Source organism: Salinarchaeum laminariae (genome assembly GCF_023204835.1).
Classification (GTDB): domain Archaea; phylum Halobacteriota; class Halobacteria; order Halobacteriales; family Salinarchaeaceae; genus Salinarchaeum; species Salinarchaeum laminariae.
In genome coordinates this window covers 2,122,798-2,139,736 of the sequence record NZ_CP096270.1, presented here as the reverse complement: position 1 = coordinate 2,139,736, position 16,939 = coordinate 2,122,798, and the positions used below count along the sequence as shown (strand labels likewise).

Here is a 16,939-nt window from a genome sequence, read left to right as displayed (position 1 = left end):
AAAAAAAACCGCAGGCTCCGAGCTTCGCTCCTCGCCTGCGGAGAACCGCTGGCTGCCTCCGGTCGCTCGCGGATGCTTCTTCTAAAACTCCGTAATGACCGGAATCCCGATCGTCTCGTAATCGTCCATCGATGCGAGCGTCTCGGGCGCGTCCTCGAGTGAGAGTCGCTCGCCGATAATCTTCTCTGGCTGGAGCGTTCCCCGCTCGATCAGCGTGAACAGCTCGTCGTAGCGGACCAGCGGCATGCCGTAGCTGCCGTGGAAGTCGATCTCCTGGAGGGTCATCTGATCCACGGGGACGGAGAGATTACCGCCGGTGTCGCCTTCGGAGAGTCCGATCTGGACGTGCGTCCCGGTCCGGTCGAGCGACCGAACGGAGTTCTGGCATGTCTCCTCGATCCCGAGCGCGTCGATTGCCACGTCGGCTCCGTTACCGTCGTTGGCGGCGTAGACCTCGCCGGGAACGTCGTCGACCTCGGCGCCGTTGATCGTCGCCGCGGCGCCGAGTTCGCGGGCCCGATCGAGCTTCGCCTCCTGCACGTCGACTGCGATCGGCACCGCTCCGAGCGCGTCGGCGATGTGAACCGCGGAGAGGCCGACGCCGCCACAGCCGTGGATTGCCACCGTATCGCCCGGGCGGAGTCCCGCGCGGTCGGTGAGCCCGTGGTAGGCCGTCATGAAGCGACAGCCAAGCGCTGCCATCTCCGCGAAGTTGACGCCATCGGGTAGCTTCGTGACGTTGAAATCCGCCTCGCGCACGGGAAAGGCCTCAGCGAACGCGCCCGGAGCGGCGCCGATGAATCCGAGCGGCATCGAGGTTTCACAGACGTTCGAGTGACCGTTCTGGCAGTAGGGACAGGTCCCGTCGCCGAGGTGGAAGGGCACCGTGACGCGGTCGCCCTCCGAGAGCGTCTCGACGTCGGCCCCGACGTCCGCGACGACGCCCGTGGGCTCGTGACCGAGGATCTGGCCGGGCGAGGGCGAGATGCCCATCCACTCCCAGTCCCCACGCCAGGCGTGCCAGTCGCTCCGACAGATCCCGCAGGCCTCGGTCTCGACGACGACCTGGTCCGCTGTCGGCTCGGGATACTCGACCTCCTGAACGGAGAGCGGTTCGCCGTGTTCCTCGAGGACTGCTGCTCGCATTAACGGTTACTTCGTCAAGGTGTGCCAAAAATCCACGTGCCCTCGTCGACCAGTGTGCGGTCGCTCTCCGAAGGGCGATTCGGAGCGGGGGAAAGAGAGCTGTGCAGCGAGCGGCCAGAAGCGGATAGTTGGAAGCGGGCTGTGGGGAATGGACGGTGGGAAGCGGACAGTTGGAAGGGCTGCGGGAGCGGGTGGTGAGAAGCGGGCTGTGAGGACCGGACAACGATGAGTCCGGGAACAACCTACTCAGGTCTGGGACGGCGCGTTCGCCGCGACCTGCTCGGTTAGCTCCTCGTCGACGAACTGCTCCCGGAGGGTCTGTTTCGAGAACTTCCCGGTCGACCCCTTCGGAATCTCGTCGATGAACCGGACGGCGTCGGGTGCCCACCACCGCGGGTACTCCTCGGCGACGATCGCCTGGACGTCGTCGCGGAGGAGGTCCTCGTCGGCGCCCTCGCGCGGGACCACGAACGCGGCGGGTCGCTCGTCCCAGCGATCGTGGGGCACCGGAACGACGGCAGCCTCGACCACGTCGTCCAGACTCATGATGCGATTCTCGACCTCGACGCTGGCGATCCACTCGCCACCGCTCTTGACGAGATCGTCCAGCCGGTCGACGACGTCGACGTACCCCTCCTCGGTGACGCGGACGATGTCGCCGGTCTTCAGGTAGTCGTCGTCTGTGACGGATTCGGCGGTGGCGTCGGGCGCGTTGAAATACTCTGTGCTGACCCACGGGCCGCGCATCCACAGTTCGCCGAGGCTCTCGCCGTCCCAGGGGACCTCCTCGCCGTCCTCGTCGACGACTTTGAACTCGACGCCCGGGAGCGAGACGCCGGCGGAGTACGACCTGATCTCGTCGAGTTCGTCGCCGGTCGGATCCTGGCCGGGTTTCGGGGCGTAGGCGTGGGTAACCGGCGTCGTCTCCGTCATGCCGTAGCCGGAGACGAGGTCGACGCCGTGGGACTCGCGCCACTCGCTGATGAGGGATTTCGGGGTCGAGGAGCCGCCGCTCGTGAAGTAGCGGATCGTCGAGAAGTCGACCTCGTTCTCGCGAGCGTACTCGAGGAGGTCCATGAACACCGTCGGCACCGCCGCCGAGAGCGTGACGTCCTCGGCCTCGATGAGCTGGGCCAGATCCTCCGCTTCCGGCGCCGGTCCCGGAAGAACTGTCTTGGCACCCGCGGCGATCGTCGCGAACGGTCGCGACCAGCCGCTGACGTGGAACATTGGCACGTAGGTCAACTCGACGTCGTCCGAGCGTATACCCACCTCGCCGGTCATGAGCGCCATGACCTGCGTCCAGTACATCTTCTGGGTGTACTCGACGCCTTTCGGTTTCCCCGTCGTCCCGGAGGTGTAACACATGCCCGCGGGCTGGTCCTCGGGCAGCTCCGGGAACTCGTACTCTGGGTCCCCGTCGGCGATGAAAGATTCGTAGTCGACGACCGGCTCCAGCGACGTCTCTGGGACCTGATCGCCCATCACCACGTACTTTTCGACGGACGAGAAGGCCGTCTCGTCGTAGGCGCCCTCCAGCTTCTCGAGCATGACCGGATCGACGACGAGAATCCGGTCCCCGGCGTCCTCCACGATGTGCTGGATGTGGGCGTCGGGCAACAGGAGATTGATCATGTGAACCTGCGCACCCATGCAGGCAACGCCGTAGTAACACTCCTGGTGCCAGTGGTTGTTCCACGCGAACGTCGCGACGCGATCGCCGCGTTCGACGCCCTCTCGCTCGAGCGCCGACGCCAGCTTGCGACAGCGCTCGGCATACTCCGCGAACGTGTATCGATGCAATCCCTGGTGCGTGCGCGATACGATCTCCTGATCGGGATAGATGCGCTCGCCACGCCACAGGAACGATCGAAGATTGAGGTTGGCGCCTCCTGGCATACGAATTGATAACTATCCCCAAAGATGATTAAACTAGGTATCGATCCACCCGGCCGGTCGTCGATTCACCAAACCAGTCGCCGATTCCGGTCGCTGTCGTCCAGCTGTCGAGGGAGAGCCGTGGGCTGGCGAAGATTTATTCGGTCGCCACCTGACGTGCCAGTATGTCACAAACGATGGAGGCAGACCGATGAGCGACGCCGTATTGGTCGACGTCGAGGACGAAATCGCGACGGTGACACTGAACCGCCCGGATCGGATGAACCCCGTCACGGGACCGATCTCCGAAGCGCTCCGTGACCGGCTCGACGAGCTGGAAACGCGCAACGACGTCCGCTGCGTGGTGCTCGAGGGGAAGGGCCGCGCGTTCTCGGCGGGGGGTGACATCACGGGGATGAAAGAGCGCCTCGACTCGGACATCTCGCTGGACGAATCCACGGCGCAACTCGAACGCGGACTGAGCGAGACGATGGTGAAACTGGTACGGTTCCCGAAGCCAACGGTCGCGAAGGTCGACGGCCCCGCAGTGGGTGCGGGAGCAAACCTCGCGATCGCGTGCGACGTCGTCCTCGCCAGTGAGGGTGCCAGCATCGGCTTCACGTTCAATCAGGTCGGGCTCAGCGTAGACGGCGGAACGTCCTATCTCCTTCCAAGAGTGGTCGGGGTCAACGTTGCGAAGGAGCTCGTGTTCACTGGCGAAATCTGCGACGCCCACAGGGGAGAGGAACTGGGGCTGTTCAACCACGTTTACGACGCGGAGGCATTCGACGAGGAGGTCGCCGCAATGGTTGGCCGGATCGCAAACGGCCCGACCGTCGCCTTCCGTCACGCAAAACGCCTCCTACAGGATGGTATGGAGAAGTCGCTTCCGCGGGCGCTGGAAGACGAGTCGACAGCACAGGGAGTCGTCTTCGACACGCACGACCACGAGGAAGGCGTCGACGCGTTCCTCGAGGATCGCGACCCCCAGTTCGAGGGGCGATAGCCGACGGCCCCACGGAGCCACGCTACCGACCCGCACACTTTCCTACCGGGACCGCGAACGCTCCCTCATGTCTGACCGGCACCAGGAGTATTTCGAGCGCCTCGTCGACCTGGACGCCCTCGAGTCCTTCCTCGCGGCGGAACTCGGTCCCGCCGATCACTACGAGGTCGAGCGACACGAGCAGGGCCACTCCAACGAGACGCTGTTCGTCGACTGGGGCGATGCGGAGCTCGTCCTCCGCCGGCCACCGCCCGGATCGACCGCCGACACCGCTCACGAGGTGCTCAGAGAGTACACCGTCATCGACGCGCTGCAGGACACAGCCGTCCCTGTGCCACCGACGGTGACGGCGAGCGAGGATCACGCGATCATCGGGAGCGACTTCTACGTCATGGAACGCGTCGAGGGGAGCGTCCTGCGCGACGGCGAGCCCGACGCGTTCGCGAACGGTGAGGCTCGCAATCGGGTCGGAACGCAGCTCGTAGATACGCTCGCAGATATCCACGGCGTCGACACAACAGCAGTCGGGCTCGACGAGTTCGGTCACCCCGAAGGGTACACCCAGCGCCAGGTCGAGCGCTGGGGGAAGCAACTGGCCTGGGCGTTCGAGGTCACCGCCGAGGAGCGCGAGGTACCGGAGCTCGGTCGCGTCGGTAACTGGCTCGAAGACAACTGTCCGGCCGACCATCCCCACACGCTCGTCCACGGCGATTACAAGCTCGACAACGTGATGTTCGGTCCGCAGCGACCCGTCGAGCTGGTGGCCGTCTTCGACTGGGAGATGGCCACGCGGGGCGACCCGCGCTGTGACGTCGGATGGATGCTCTCCTACTGGCGCGACGCCAAGGACCCGGAACCGGTCATCGACGAGCTCGTGACCGACTTCATGGAACAGTCCGACTACCCGACGCGGCGAGAGCTCGTCGATCGCTGGGAGGAGCGGACCGGGCTCGAGTACGCCGAGGAGCACGACCGATTCTATCGCACGCTCGCAGTCTACAAGCTCGCTGGACTCGGGGAGATGTTCTACCGTCGCTACCTCGAGGGGAACTCGGACAATCCGATGTACCCGAAGATGGAGGATCGCGTGCCAGCACTCGCCAACCGTGCCGTTCGGATCATCGAGGGAGAAGAGCCACTATGATGCGATCCTGGCCTGCACTCGGTTGGGGAGCGCAGTCCGTGGGTGAGGACCGATGAAGTACGAAACCGTCGAGGTCGGGAACGTCGACGAGTTCGGGAGCTACGAGATGACCGAGGCGGAGATGATCGCCTTCGCGGAGAAGTACGACCCACAGCCGTTCCACGTCGACCCAGAGGCCGCCGCGGAGTATCCCTACGGGGGCCTGATCGCGTCGGGCTGGCACACCTGTGCCGTGACGATGCGCATGCTCGTTGCAAACCAGTTCCGGGAAGGCGAGAATCTCGGCTCGCCAGGCGTCGACGAACTGCGGTGGCACCAGCCGGTGCGACCTGGGGACGAGCTCAGCGTGCGCGTGGAGGTCACGGAGAAGCGGCCTCTCGAGAGCGACCCCGAGCGCGGCCTCGTCAAATCGACCGTCGAGACGAGTACGGCGGACGGAACGGTCGTACTCTCCTGGAAATCCAACGTCTTCGTGCGCCGGGACCCCGAAGCGTGACGGACCGAGTCTGCGACCGACGCTCGCTGCCCGCGGCAAGGCGGTGCAGTAACCTTAACGTTTGATAATGGTGGATGCCGAGGGAGGCATATGGTCGTGGACAGTGGCTCGATCGAGCGTGTAGGCGTCATCGGCGCGGGAAACATGGGCCACGGCATCGCGGAAGTCGTAGCGCTCGCGGGGTACGAAGTCGTGATGCGGGACGTCGAAGAGGAGTTCGTCCAGGACGGCTACGAGAACATCGAGTGGTCGCTGCAGAAGCTCTCGGAGAAGGGACTCATCGAGCAGGGTCCAGCCGACGTCCTCGATCGCATCGACACGACGACCGAGCTCGCAACGGCGGCCGAAAACGCCGATCTCGTCATCGAGGCCGCACCCGAGCAGATGGAGATCAAGCACGACGTCTTCGGAGAGCTCGACGACGCCGCGCCCGACGACGCGATCCTCGCCTCGAACACGTCCTCGCTGTCGATCACGGAGATCGCCGAGGGGACGGATCGGCCCGAACAGGTGCTCGGCCTCCACTTCTTCAATCCGCCCGTGAAGATGGATCTCGTCGAAGTCATCTACGGCGAGGCGACCACCGACGCCACCGCCGACGCCGGCTACGAGTTCGTCGAGTCGATACAGAAGACGCCGATTCGCGTCAAGAAGGACGTCCACGGGTTCGTCGTCAACTCGGTACTCGGGCCGTTCTCGAGCGAGCCCGCGTGGATGGTCTCCCGCGACGAGGCGACCATCCGTGGCGCGGACGCCACCCTGGTCCACGAGCGAGGCTACCCGATGGGCCCCTTCGAACTGGCCGACATGAACGGCATCGACATCGGCTACCACGTCCGCTCAGAGGCGGGCGTTCCGATCCCGCCGATCATGCAGGAGAAGGTCGACGCCGAGGAGTTCGGCCGCAAGACCGGTGTGGGCTACTACGAGTACGAGGACGGCGACGGCGCGGATTACGGTCCCGACGACGCGGGCGACTTCGACTGGTTCCGCGTCGAGGCGATGATGGTCAACGAGGCTGCCAAGCTCGTCGGCGACGACGTCGCAACGCCGGAGGCCGTCGACACTGGGATGCGCCTCGGCGCCGGGTTCCCGGAGGGCACCTGCAAGCGCGGCGACGCGCTCGGACTCGACCGCATCCTCGAGCAGCTCCGCGAACTCCACGAAACCCACGGTGACGACCGCTACGAGCCCGCGCCGTACCTCGTCGAACTCGTCGAAGCGGGCCACACTGGCGAAGAAGCTGGCCAGGGGTTCTACGAGTACGACACCGGCTCCGGGCCGAGTGAGTACACGACGCTCGAGTGGGAGCTCGACGAGGACGGCCTGCTGGAGATCGTGCTGGACCGGCCCGAGCGCCTCAACGCTCTGAGCGACGACATGAGCTTCGCAATCGTGGATCTCCTGACGTCCATCGACGAGGAAGGGGTCCGCGCGGTGACGTTCGAGGGGGCCGGCGATCGCGCGTTCTGCGCCGGTGCCGACGTCGGCGGCTTTGCGGGAATCGAACCCGCGAAGGAGTCCGAGCCGACGAAAGTGTTCCAGACCGTCGCCGAGTTCCCACGACCCACGCTCGCGATGGTCGACGGATACTGTCTCGGCGGCGGCCTGGAGATCGCGCTGGCCTGTGACCTGCGAGTCGCTACGGAGGGCTCGGAGTTCGGCTTCCCCGAGATCAACCTCGGACTGCTGCCCGGTGGCGGTGGAACCCAGCGCGCGATCAGGATGCTGAGCGACGCTCGCGCCAAGGAGCTGGTGTTCCGGGGCGAGCACATCTCGGCCGAGCGCGCCGAGAACTGGGGCCTCATCAACCGCGCAGTCGAGCCGGCAGCGTTCGACGAGGTCTGCGAGGAGTACGTCTCCGATCTCGTAAGCGGGCCGCCGATTGCCCTCCGGAAGGCAAAACGCGTGATGAACCAGGGGCGGGATCAGGATCTGGACGCGGGGCTCGATCTCGAGAGTCAGGCGTTTGCACTGCTGCTGACGACCGACGACGCGGCTGAGGGCACTGCGGCGTTCTCGGAGGATCGCGAGCCGGAGTTCACCGGAGAGTAGCCCGCCGAACGGTCACTCGCCGTAGCGAAGCACTGGCTCCAGTTCCGTCTCGTCGACGTCCTCGAACAGATCGCGAGCGATCGTTCGCAGGTGCACCTCGTCGGCGCCGTCGACGATTCGGAACGTCCTGACGCTTTCATAAAAGTCAGCGAGGGGCAGGTCCCGGCCGATGCCGTTTGCGCCACAGAACTGGACGGCGGTATCGATCGCCTGACTCGTAGCGCGCGCCGCGAACACCTTGCTCGCAGACACTTCCGTCCGCGCCTCACGCCCGGACGAGATCGCGGCCGCGGCCGCGCGGACCATCGCTCGCGCGGCCTGGATCTGCGTCTCGCGCTCGGCGATTTCGAATCGAGCATGTTGTTTCTCCGCGAGAGTACTGCCGAATGCCTCCCGCTCGGAGATGTACGCACGCGTAATCGAGAGCGCTCGCTCGGCCATCCCCGAGAAGCGCATGCAGTGTGTGAGCCGTGCGGGGCCGAGGCGCTCCTGAACGTGCGTGAACCCCTCGCCCTCCTCGCCCAGGAGGTGCTCTTCGGGAACGCGGACGTGATCGTACTTGATCTCCGCGTGTCCAGTGCCGAGAGAGTGGCCGCCGAGGTGCGGGATATCGCGAACGACTTCGACGCCGTCGGCGTCGGCGGGGACCACGAACACCGAACAGCCCGCGTAGGGGTGGGCGTCGGGATCCGTGCGGGCGAGAACGAGCAGAATGTCGGCCTCGATTCCCTGCGTGGTCCACCACTTGTGGCCGTCGATGACCCACTCGTCGCCGTCTTTCTCCGCGGTCGTCCTGATCATCTTCGGATCCGATCCCGCGCCCTGGAGCGGCTCGGTCATCGAGAACCCGGACGCGATCTCGCCCGCGACAAGGGGTTCGAGATACTCCTCCTTCTGGAGCTCCGTGCCCTGCATCTCGAGGAGGTGCATGTTCCCCTCGTCGGGCGCGTCGACGCGCATCGCCATCGGGCCGAGGATGCTCCGACCGGCCTGCTCGAACGCCGGGAGCACGTCCCGGAACTCATAGCCCATACCACCGTGTTCCTCAGCGATCTGTGGAGCGTAGACGTCGTACTCGCGGGCGGCCTCCCGGAGTTCGTCGATGGTAGATTCAGAGACGCCCATCCCGCCGGAGAGTTCGCGTTCGATCGGGAGCACGACCTCGTCCATGAGACGCTCGGCACGCTCGCCCAGTTCCTCGGCCGTCGCGGAGTCGTCGAATGAGAACATTGTGTGTTACCGACTCACGGAGGGATGAAAAGCGTTCGTCCGCATCGTTCCTGATAGACCCGCACTGTAGTGGGTCGACCGGAACCCGTCGGCGAGCTGAAGCGGTGGTCGATCTGCCAGCGAGCGGTCTTGCTCTGCGGACGGCGATAGATTCACCTCACTGACCGGCAAACGGCGAGACGTGACCGACGATCCCGCGGTCGAGGCAGTGTTCTGGGACATCGGCGGAGTGATCTTGGACGCCGACTCGGTACGGGCAGCCCACAGAGCGTTCGTCGACGAGCTTGTGACGGACCATTCAACGAGCCACACGACCGAAACCGCGCTGGAACGCTGGCGAGAGACGGTGGGCGAGTATTTTCGGGAGCGCGATGGCACCGAGTTCCGGCCCGCGCGCGACGCGTACCAGCTCGCCGTCGACGAAATCCTCGGGGAACCGGTCGATCCCGACCGGTGGCAGCCGGCGTTCCGGGCCACGCTCGAGACCCACGCCCGGACAAATCCCGGGGCCGTCGAGGCGATCGATCGCCTCGCGGACGCACCGATCCACCTCGGCGTGATCAGCGACGTGGACGACGCCGAAGGCAAGCGGCTCTTGCAGACCTTCGGGGTGCGAGAGCAGTTCGATTCCGTGACGACCTCCGAGGAAGTGGGCCGAACCAAACCCGATCCCGCGATGTTCGAGACGGCACTGGAGAAGGGAGACGTCGACGCAGAGCGGGCTGTGATGATCGGCGACCGGTACGACCACGACGTCGCGGGCAGTGCCGAACTCGGCATGACGACCGTCGCGTACGGGGCTGAGGAGGGACCGGCGGTCGACTATCGGGTCGAGGATCTCCGCAAGATCCCGTCACTATTCGGGTTCGAGGACTAATTGCGCGTCTCACTGGTTTCCGATCGCCGCGATTTCGAGGTTTAGACGACGCCCTCTTCGATTCTTGGGACGCCCGAGATTCCGACCGTCTCGCCGACCATGTACGACGAGGCCGGACTGGCGAGGAACTGGGCGAGATCAGCTATCTCGGCGCTCGTGCCGATGTTGCGGTCGACCTCCGAGCGCTCGACTTCGTCGGCGGTAATGCCCATCTGTGAGGCCACGCCGGGCGTCGCGACCAGACCGGGTGCGATGCAGTTGACGCGAACGTCCCGATCGGCCCACTCGGCCGCCAGCGAGGACGTGAGGTTGATCACACCGGCCTTGGCTGCCCCGTAGGGACTCATCAGCGGCGAGCCGTCCTGGCCGGCGATGCTCGCGAGATTGATCACGCTGCCGCCGCCATCTGCGAGTGCCTCTGCGGCCGCGTGCGTGCAGTGGTACGTTCCGGTGAGGTTGATGTCGACGATCGTCTTCCAGCCGTTCGGGCTGATGTCGTCGAACTCGGCCATGAAACTCGCTCCGGCGTTGTTGACGAGGACGTCGATCCCGCCGAAGCGCTCGACGGTCGCCTCGACGAGTGCGTCAACCGCATCGCGATCGGTGACGTCGCACTCCACGGCGAGTGCCTCGCCTGGCCGGTCGCTCTCCTGAATCTCCGCCGCGACGGGGTCGACGTTCTCCTGCTCCCGCGAGCAGATCGCGACGTCAACGCCGCCGGCCGCGAACTGCTCGGCGATCGCCCTGCCGATACCGCTGGACGCACCTGTCACGATCGCCCGCTTGCCGTCGATTCCGAACCGCTGAGTGGCATCGTCAGTCATGTGAAATGCTACCGAGGGAGTCGGCACGTGGTGGCATAAAACCAGGCGTAGGGGAAGAACAACTCTCATCGGCGCAGTTCGTAGATCGAATTCGCTCCATTTCTGGATTCAGCCGAATCGTGCCACTAGGTACCGAGGCCCGTGCAATTAAGACCAGCGGGACCAACTGCTTGCTACATGCGCACTGCCGACGGGGACCCGGCTGACGTCGTAGCCGACCACGGATTCCTCTCGTGGCTCGATCTGCAAGTCGAGTCTCTCGAGGAGGGTCGAGCCGTGGTGGTCGTCCCGGACGACGAGAAACTCAGAAACGTCGGGCAGGACACGTCGCCGATCCACGGCGGCGTCATCTCGACGCTGATCGACTCCGCGAGCGCGTTCGCACTGCGGACCACGTTCGAGGATCCGATGGCAGCTGATCTCACGACGACGAACCTCGAGGTTTCCTACCTCCGCCCAGCGACGGGCGATCTCACGGCGACCGCGAACGTCGTCCGGGCAGGTGGGTCGATGGGCGTCACCGACGTGGAGGTCACTGCACCGACGCCCGACGGCGAGGACGTCGTCGCCGTCGGACGAACCACGTACCGCCTTTTCAGAGGTGACGACCAGTGAGCGGCGGCTTCCACGAGATCGAACTCGGTGACACCCACGTCACTGGCGGACGGACGATCACCGAGGCCGACGTGACCAACTCCGCGGGCGTCAGCGGCGACTTCAACCACCTTCATACGGACGCCGAGACGATGGCAGACACCGATTTCGGAGAGCGGATCGCCCACGGCGCACTCGTGTTTTCGGTGGCGACCGGGTTGCTGTGGCAGAGCAGGGACGGCGAAGCTCGGGAGCACGTCGTCGCGTTCTACGGCGTCGATCACCTCCGGTTCGTCCAGCCGTGCTTTATCGGCGACACGATCCACGTCGAACACGAGGTCGTGGAGAAGGAACCCCGCGACCACCCAGTCGCGACCGGCGTCGTCAGATACGACGTCACCGTCCTGAATCAGCACGACGAGACAGTGCTCGCCTGCGAATTTCTGTCGCTGCTACGGTAGTCGACATCGGACGTAGAGACGCGATCGACGCCGAATCGACCGTTTTCACCGTCACCTGAATCGATGTATCCCAACCCGCCTGGAGAGGCGTCCCTCCCGATGGTTCGCCAGCCAACTGGAGCCGACTGTTCAGCCCCAGGAGACACAAACCCCGAATATGACGGGTTGCTAACCAGTAACAACAGCCAGCCAGTGTGTTAAAGTTTACCACGTTGGACGTTACACATCCCCATATATTTATTAACAATGAACATGAAGAATTGTTCGACACACTATCGGGTGACCCTATGACAGACCAACCAGCCACGAACGACCGTAGTACATCTTCGACGAGGTACGTCGGACGACGACGATTCATCGCCGCAGCAGGTGCAGCAGCGGGGATGTCCACACTGGCCGGCTGCGTACCGGGCGGCGGTGGGGGCGGAGGGGACGCAGAGGGGCCGATCACGATCGGACATCTGGCACCGCTCCAGAACCCGCTCGGGGTCGGCTCCAAACGGACGGCGAACATGGCCGTCGACCAGATCTCTGAGAACGGCGGCATCATGGACGAGGAAGTCGACGTCATCCACGCCGACACGGAAGGAAATCCCGGCACTGCCGAGTCCGAAGCCGAGCGACTCGTCATCGAAGAGGAGGTCGACGTCATGGTCGGGACGTTCGTCAGCGAGGTGACGCAGGCGATCATGGACTTCGTCGCCCAGGAGGGCGTCCCGCTGATCGTGACCGGGTCCGCTGCGCCGAGCACGGTGACGGAGTTCATCGGCGACGATTACGACCAGTACAAGAACTTCTTCCGAACCGGACCGATCAACTCCAACTTCCAGGCGGAGGCGATGGTGAACTACGTGAATCACCTGAACGAGCTCCACGGCTGGGATTCGTTCGCGCTCCTCGCAGACGACGCGGCGTGGTGCCAGCCGTTCGTGGACACGTTGCCCGGAGCCCTGGACGAAGAGGGGTACGATCTCGCCCTCAACCAGTCGCTGAACATCAACATCGACGACTTCAGCCCGGTGATCAACGACGTGGTCGAGTCCGATGCCGACGCCGTCATCCGTTTCTTCGCACACATCAACGCGTCACCGTTTCTCGTCGAGCGGGCCCAGCGCGAGCTCACCTTCGGGATCGAGGGGATCCACGTGACCGGCATGCACCCGGCCTACGCACAACTGACCGAGGGCGCGGCGACCTACGAGACCACCTCCCAGTCCGGCGGGGGTGGGACGACCGACATCACGGAGGAAACGCTTCCGTTCGTGGAGGCCTATCGCGAGCGGTTCGCGGACAGCGACCCGCCAGTCGGCCACCCCATGTACATGGGGTTCAACACGTACGACGCGATCAACGTGTACAAGGAAGCGGTCGAGCGCGGGGGCACCTGGGACTACGCCAACGATCTCGACGGCATCGTCGAGGCGATGCTGGAGACGGATCACACCGGCGTCGCCGGACAGATCCAACTCTACGGCCAGGACGCGGAGTACCCACACGACGCCATGGAGACGCGGGACGACGAGGGCACCATCTCGAACTTCCCGATCACGCAGTGGCAGCCACAGGGCGCCCTCGAGTGCGTCTACCCAGAACAGCACGCTACCGCCGAGCACATGGAACCCACCTGGTAGACTCAGATGCTCAGCGGACTCCCAGCGGTGCTGATCAACGCAGCACTGATAAGTGCGCTCTACGCGCTCATCGCGATCGGCTTCACGATGATCTTCGGCGTGGGCGGGGTCCTCAATCTCGCTCACGGAGCGCTCTTGATGGCCGGCGCGTACGTCTACTTGCTCCTGGCCCGAGACACGATTTCGGTACCAGTATTCGAGTCGATGACACTCCACCCGTTGCTCGCGTTTCCGTTGGCTGTCGTCATCGTCGCCGTCCTCTCCTATCTGTTGTACGCCGTGATCGTACAGTTCGTCGAGGACAATCCGGTCGTCACCTTCCTCGCGACGATCGTCGTGGCACTCGCTGCGACCGAAGTCGTCCTGCACTACGCGGGGTCGGCGACGCACACGTACACCCTCATTCCCGACGGTATGCTCCCATCCACGATCGATATCGGTCCGGTCGACGGGATCCTGACCGTCGACGTGGTCGGATTCGTCGTCTCCTGGATCTCGATCGGACTGCTCTGGGTTTACGTGACCAAGACCGACAGCGGTCGAGCGATCCGCGCGACGTCGATGACGGAGCGGGGTGCACAGCTCACCGGCGTGAACGTCCACGCGGTGCGGGCCCGGACCTGGCTCGTCGCTGGCGCCCTCGCTGGAATCGGGGGCGTCTTCCTGGGGGCCTCGACCTCCGCGACGCCGAACATGTGGTTGCACCCGCTCTCGCTGGCGTTCATCATCGTCGTGATCGGTGGAATCGGCTCGATCAAAGGGTCGATCGTCGCCGCGTACCTGATCGGCTTCTTGCAAACGGGAGTGGGAGAGTACCTGGGCCAGAACTTCCGGGGCATCCTCTCGCTCGTGTTGCTCGTAATCGTCCTGTTCGTGCTACCGCAGGGACTGTTCGGGAGGGAGTTCGACCATGAGTAGTGAGTCACCGTCCGTCCGCGTCACGCGGCGGATGAAGGGAACGCTCCGCTCGGCACTACTGCCGGTCTGGAACGTTCTCTGCATGCTGCTCGCGCCGCTGGATCGAGCGCTCCAGCCGATCGCCAACGTCTACAATCGGACGCTCGGCGGTCACTTCGGAGAGATGAACGGGCTGCAGTTCGCCGTTATCTCGCTTGGCTTCGCTGCGATCGCGACGGTTCCGTTCTGGAGCCCCTTCTACAGCGAGACGCTGAACATCACCTTCGCGGTGGCGTCGATCTGGGCGATCTTCGCGATGAGCTGGGACATTCAGAGCGGCTACACCGGCTACATCAGCTTCGGCCACTCCGTCCTGTCGGGCGCGGCTGGCTACACGATCGGTCTGCTGATCCTGCACTACGATCCCTCGATGGGGCCCGCCACGACGATCCCGGTGGCCGTCCTGGCCTCGCTCGTCCTCGGCCTGGTGATCGCAGTGCCGTCGCTCAGGCTCCGCGGCCCGTACTTCTCGCTCATCACGCTCGTGGGAGTGCTCCTCTTCACGAACCTCATCTTCGCGTTCAGCGGCTGGACGAACGGCGAACTTGGGATCCACCAGGTTGACCCGTTCACCTACGAGCCGTGGGTCCGCTACTACTACATGGCGATCCCGATGCTCCTCGTCGCACTCGGGCTGATCTACATATCGAGGTCGAACGTCGGGATGGTGCTGGTGACCATCCGAGAGAACGAGCGAGCGGTCTCCTCGGCCGGTCTGGATCCGACGAAGTTCAAGATCTCGTCGTTCGTCCTCAGCTCGATCCCGATGGGGATCGGGGGTGCGCTGCTGGTCTACTACGGACGAGCGATCAATCCGACGAGCTTCGTCGAGATCTCGAACAGCATCGAGATCATCGCGATCGCCGTGATCGGCGGAATGGGATCGGTCGTCGGTCCACTCTTCGGCTCGTTCCTGTTCTTCTTCCTCGAGGAGGAGTTCCTCAGAGACGTCATCGGGGACTCGTCGCTCCGAACGCTGGTCCTCTGGCTGTTCGTGCTGAGCGTGCTCGTGTTTGCCCGCAACGGCGTGTTCCGCGTCATCTGGCACGGTCTCGGCGCCGTCAGGGGTGATTCGGAGTGACGCTCCTCGAAGTCGACCACCTGACCAAGCATTTCGGCGGGCTCGTCGCCGTCGACGACCTCTCCTTCTCCGTCGACGAGGGCGAGATCGTCGGGCTGATCGGACCGAACGGATCTGGAAAGACGACGGTGTTCAACTGCATCATGAGCACGTACATCGCCTCCGAGGGAGAGATTCGGTTCGACGGTGAGGACGTCACGAGCGAGAAGACCCACGGGGTCGTCAACCACGGCCTCTCGCGGGTCTCACAGGAGTCGAACCCGATCAACCTGCTCTCCGTGGGCGGCAACATCAAGCTGTTCATGCTGCCGAACAGCTTCCTCGCCTGTGCGCTCCCGGACGCGGTGCTCGCTCGCAGGAGCGACGGGGGCCCCGGCGTCGTCGACCACGCCGAACGTGTTGGCCTGGAGGACAAGATCGAGGAGACGCCCGACTCCCTGCCCCACGCAGACGTGCGGCGGCTGGAGATCGCGAAGGCACTCGCAACTGATCCCGACATGCTCCTGCTCGACGAGCCCTTCGCGGGCATGAACCAGGCGGAGATCCGAACACTCTCCGAACAGATCGAGCAGTTCCGCGAGGACGGCATCTCGATGGTCGTCGTCGACCACAACATGCGCGGGCTGATGCAGCTCGTCGACAGAGTCGTCGTGATCTCGAGCGGACAGAAGCTCGCCGAGGGACCACCCGAAGAGATCGTCGAGAACCAGGACGTCCAGGACGCCTATCTCGCCGGCGAACACGGAGGGATCTGAGATGGCAGACGATCCACTCCTGTCCGTCGAGGCCATAGAGGTCTTCTACGGCAAGACGGAGGCACTCTCCGACGTCTCGCTGTCGGTCGACGAAGGCGAGATCGTGGGAGTGATCGGCCCGAACGGGGCCGGGAAGACGACGCTCTTGGACGCCATATCCGGATTCAAATCCTTCGAGGGGTCGATCACATTCGACGGCACCGATCTGAGCAAGATTGGTCCGGAGCAAGCAGTCAGAGAAGGGCTGATCTACTGCACGGAGAAACGGGACCTGTTCCCGTACTTCTCCGTCCACGAGAACCTCCTGATGGGCGCACAGGCCCGCGACGACAGGGACGCCGTGCGCGATGATCTCGAAGAGGTCTACGAGCTGTTCCCGCGACTCGACGAGCGTCGGGAGCAGGAGGCAGAAACGATGAGTGGCGGGGAACAACAGATGCTCGCCATCGGCCGTGCGCTCATGGGTGATCCGAAGCTCCTGATGCTCGACGAGCCCACGCTCGGCCTCGCACCGGTCATCGTCGACGACATCAGCGAGGCCATCGAGCGGCTCCGAGACGAGGGGCTGACGATCCTGCTCGCCGAGCAGAACTCGACGTTCGCGCTCCGTCACGCCGATCGTCTCTCGCTTCTGGAAAACGGCGAGGTCGAACTCCAGGGCTCCGCCTCGGAGTTCCGGGACAACGAGTACGTCCGCGACGCGTACATCGGGATCCACTGAATCGGGCCGGATCCCTCACCCCAGCCGGCTGTCCGCGACTGCACCGGCTCCACTGATCGGGTGCCGACCACCCGGCCGAACCT

At 64.5% G+C, this 16,939-nt stretch carries 16 protein-coding genes; 12 read left to right on the top strand and 4 right to left on the bottom strand.

Annotated features, from left to right (window positions below; genetic code table 11):
* Nucleotides 1-81 precede the first annotated feature (81 nt).
* Both MXF70_RS09995 and MXF70_RS09990 read right to left on the bottom strand, forming a co-directional pair.
* Complete coding sequence (locus MXF70_RS09995; protein ID WP_248515493.1) at nucleotides 82-1,146, bottom strand: zinc-dependent alcohol dehydrogenase family protein; 1,065 nt, start codon at nucleotides 1,144-1,146, stop codon at nucleotides 82-84.
* A 246-nt stretch (nucleotides 1,147-1,392) separates the two neighbouring features.
* A complete protein-coding gene (locus MXF70_RS09990; RefSeq protein WP_248515492.1) occupies nucleotides 1,393-3,045 on the bottom strand; it encodes a long-chain-fatty-acid--CoA ligase in 1,653 nt (550 codons plus the stop codon).
* A gap of 190 nt (nucleotides 3,046-3,235) precedes the next feature.
* On the opposite strand from MXF70_RS09990, the gene MXF70_RS09985 reads away from it, so the two are divergent.
* The 4 genes from MXF70_RS09985 to MXF70_RS09970 all read left to right on the top strand — a co-directional run bounded on the left by MXF70_RS09985 (nucleotide 3,236) and on the right by MXF70_RS09970 (nucleotide 7,725).
* Nucleotides 3,236-4,030 (top strand): enoyl-CoA hydratase/isomerase family protein, encoded by a 795-nt coding sequence (locus MXF70_RS09985; protein ID WP_248515491.1) that lies wholly within the window; start codon nucleotides 3,236-3,238, stop codon nucleotides 4,028-4,030.
* A gap of 67 nt (nucleotides 4,031-4,097) precedes the next feature.
* On the top strand, nucleotides 4,098-5,174 hold the full coding sequence (locus tag MXF70_RS09980; protein ID WP_248515490.1) for a phosphotransferase family protein: 1,077 nt from the start codon (nucleotides 4,098-4,100) through the stop codon (nucleotides 5,172-5,174).
* A 52-nt stretch (nucleotides 5,175-5,226) separates the two neighbouring features.
* Nucleotides 5,227-5,670, top strand: coding sequence for a MaoC family dehydratase (locus MXF70_RS09975; protein ID WP_248515489.1), 444 nt, complete (start codon nucleotides 5,227-5,229; stop codon nucleotides 5,668-5,670).
* Nucleotides 5,671-5,760: 90 nt separating this feature from the next.
* Nucleotides 5,761-7,725: a 3-hydroxyacyl-CoA dehydrogenase/enoyl-CoA hydratase family protein gene (locus tag MXF70_RS09970; RefSeq protein ID WP_259370347.1), complete on the top strand. Its 1,965-nt coding sequence runs from the start codon at nucleotides 5,761-5,763 to the stop codon at nucleotides 7,723-7,725.
* 12 nt (nucleotides 7,726-7,737) lie between these two features.
* On the opposite strand, the gene MXF70_RS09965 is transcribed toward MXF70_RS09970, so the two are convergent.
* Nucleotides 7,738-8,955 (bottom strand): acyl-CoA dehydrogenase family protein, encoded by a 1,218-nt coding sequence (locus MXF70_RS09965; protein WP_248515488.1) that lies wholly within the window; start codon nucleotides 8,953-8,955, stop codon nucleotides 7,738-7,740.
* A gap of 181 nt (nucleotides 8,956-9,136) precedes the next feature.
* Between MXF70_RS09965 and MXF70_RS09960 the strand changes: the two genes are divergently transcribed.
* Nucleotides 9,137-9,832 (top strand): HAD family hydrolase, encoded by a 696-nt coding sequence (locus MXF70_RS09960; RefSeq protein WP_248515487.1) that lies wholly within the window; start codon nucleotides 9,137-9,139, stop codon nucleotides 9,830-9,832.
* 41 nt (nucleotides 9,833-9,873) lie between these two features.
* Here the strand turns inward: MXF70_RS09960 and MXF70_RS09955 are convergent, their stop codons facing one another.
* Nucleotides 9,874-10,656, bottom strand: a complete 783-nt coding sequence (locus tag MXF70_RS09955) for an SDR family NAD(P)-dependent oxidoreductase (protein ID WP_248515486.1) — start codon at nucleotides 10,654-10,656, stop codon at nucleotides 9,874-9,876.
* Between the two features lie 177 nt (nucleotides 10,657-10,833).
* Between MXF70_RS09955 and MXF70_RS09950 the strand changes: the two genes are divergently transcribed.
* The 7 genes from MXF70_RS09950 (at nucleotide 10,834) to MXF70_RS09920 (ending at nucleotide 16,856) form a co-directional block, all read left to right on the top strand.
* Nucleotides 10,834-11,271 (top strand): PaaI family thioesterase, encoded by a 438-nt coding sequence (locus MXF70_RS09950; RefSeq protein WP_248515485.1) that lies wholly within the window; start codon nucleotides 10,834-10,836, stop codon nucleotides 11,269-11,271.
* On the top strand, nucleotides 11,268-11,711 hold the full coding sequence (locus MXF70_RS09945; RefSeq protein WP_248515484.1) for a MaoC/PaaZ C-terminal domain-containing protein: 444 nt from the start codon (nucleotides 11,268-11,270) through the stop codon (nucleotides 11,709-11,711). Before MXF70_RS09950 ends, MXF70_RS09945 begins: the two co-directional genes overlap by 4 nt.
* A gap of 383 nt (nucleotides 11,712-12,094) precedes the next feature.
* Nucleotides 12,095-13,342, top strand: a complete 1,248-nt coding sequence (locus MXF70_RS09940; protein ID WP_248515483.1) for an ABC transporter substrate-binding protein — start codon at nucleotides 12,095-12,097, stop codon at nucleotides 13,340-13,342.
* A gap of 6 nt (nucleotides 13,343-13,348) precedes the next feature.
* Nucleotides 13,349-14,260 carry a branched-chain amino acid ABC transporter permease gene (locus MXF70_RS09935; protein ID WP_248515482.1) on the top strand — a complete coding sequence of 304 codons (912 nt, stop codon included), beginning with the start codon at nucleotides 13,349-13,351 and terminating at the stop codon, nucleotides 14,258-14,260.
* Nucleotides 14,253-15,380, top strand: a complete 1,128-nt coding sequence (locus MXF70_RS09930) for a branched-chain amino acid ABC transporter permease (RefSeq protein ID WP_248515481.1) — start codon at nucleotides 14,253-14,255, stop codon at nucleotides 15,378-15,380. The genes MXF70_RS09935 and MXF70_RS09930 overlap by 8 nt, the downstream gene beginning before the upstream one ends.
* On the top strand, nucleotides 15,377-16,135 hold the full coding sequence (locus tag MXF70_RS09925) for an ABC transporter ATP-binding protein (protein WP_248515480.1): 759 nt from the start codon (nucleotides 15,377-15,379) through the stop codon (nucleotides 16,133-16,135). Before MXF70_RS09930 ends, MXF70_RS09925 begins: the two co-directional genes overlap by 4 nt.
* A gap of 1 nt (nucleotide 16,136) precedes the next feature.
* Nucleotides 16,137-16,856: an ABC transporter ATP-binding protein gene (locus tag MXF70_RS09920; RefSeq protein ID WP_248515479.1), complete on the top strand. Its 720-nt coding sequence runs from the start codon at nucleotides 16,137-16,139 to the stop codon at nucleotides 16,854-16,856.
* The last annotated feature ends 83 nt before the right edge of the window (nucleotides 16,857-16,939 follow it).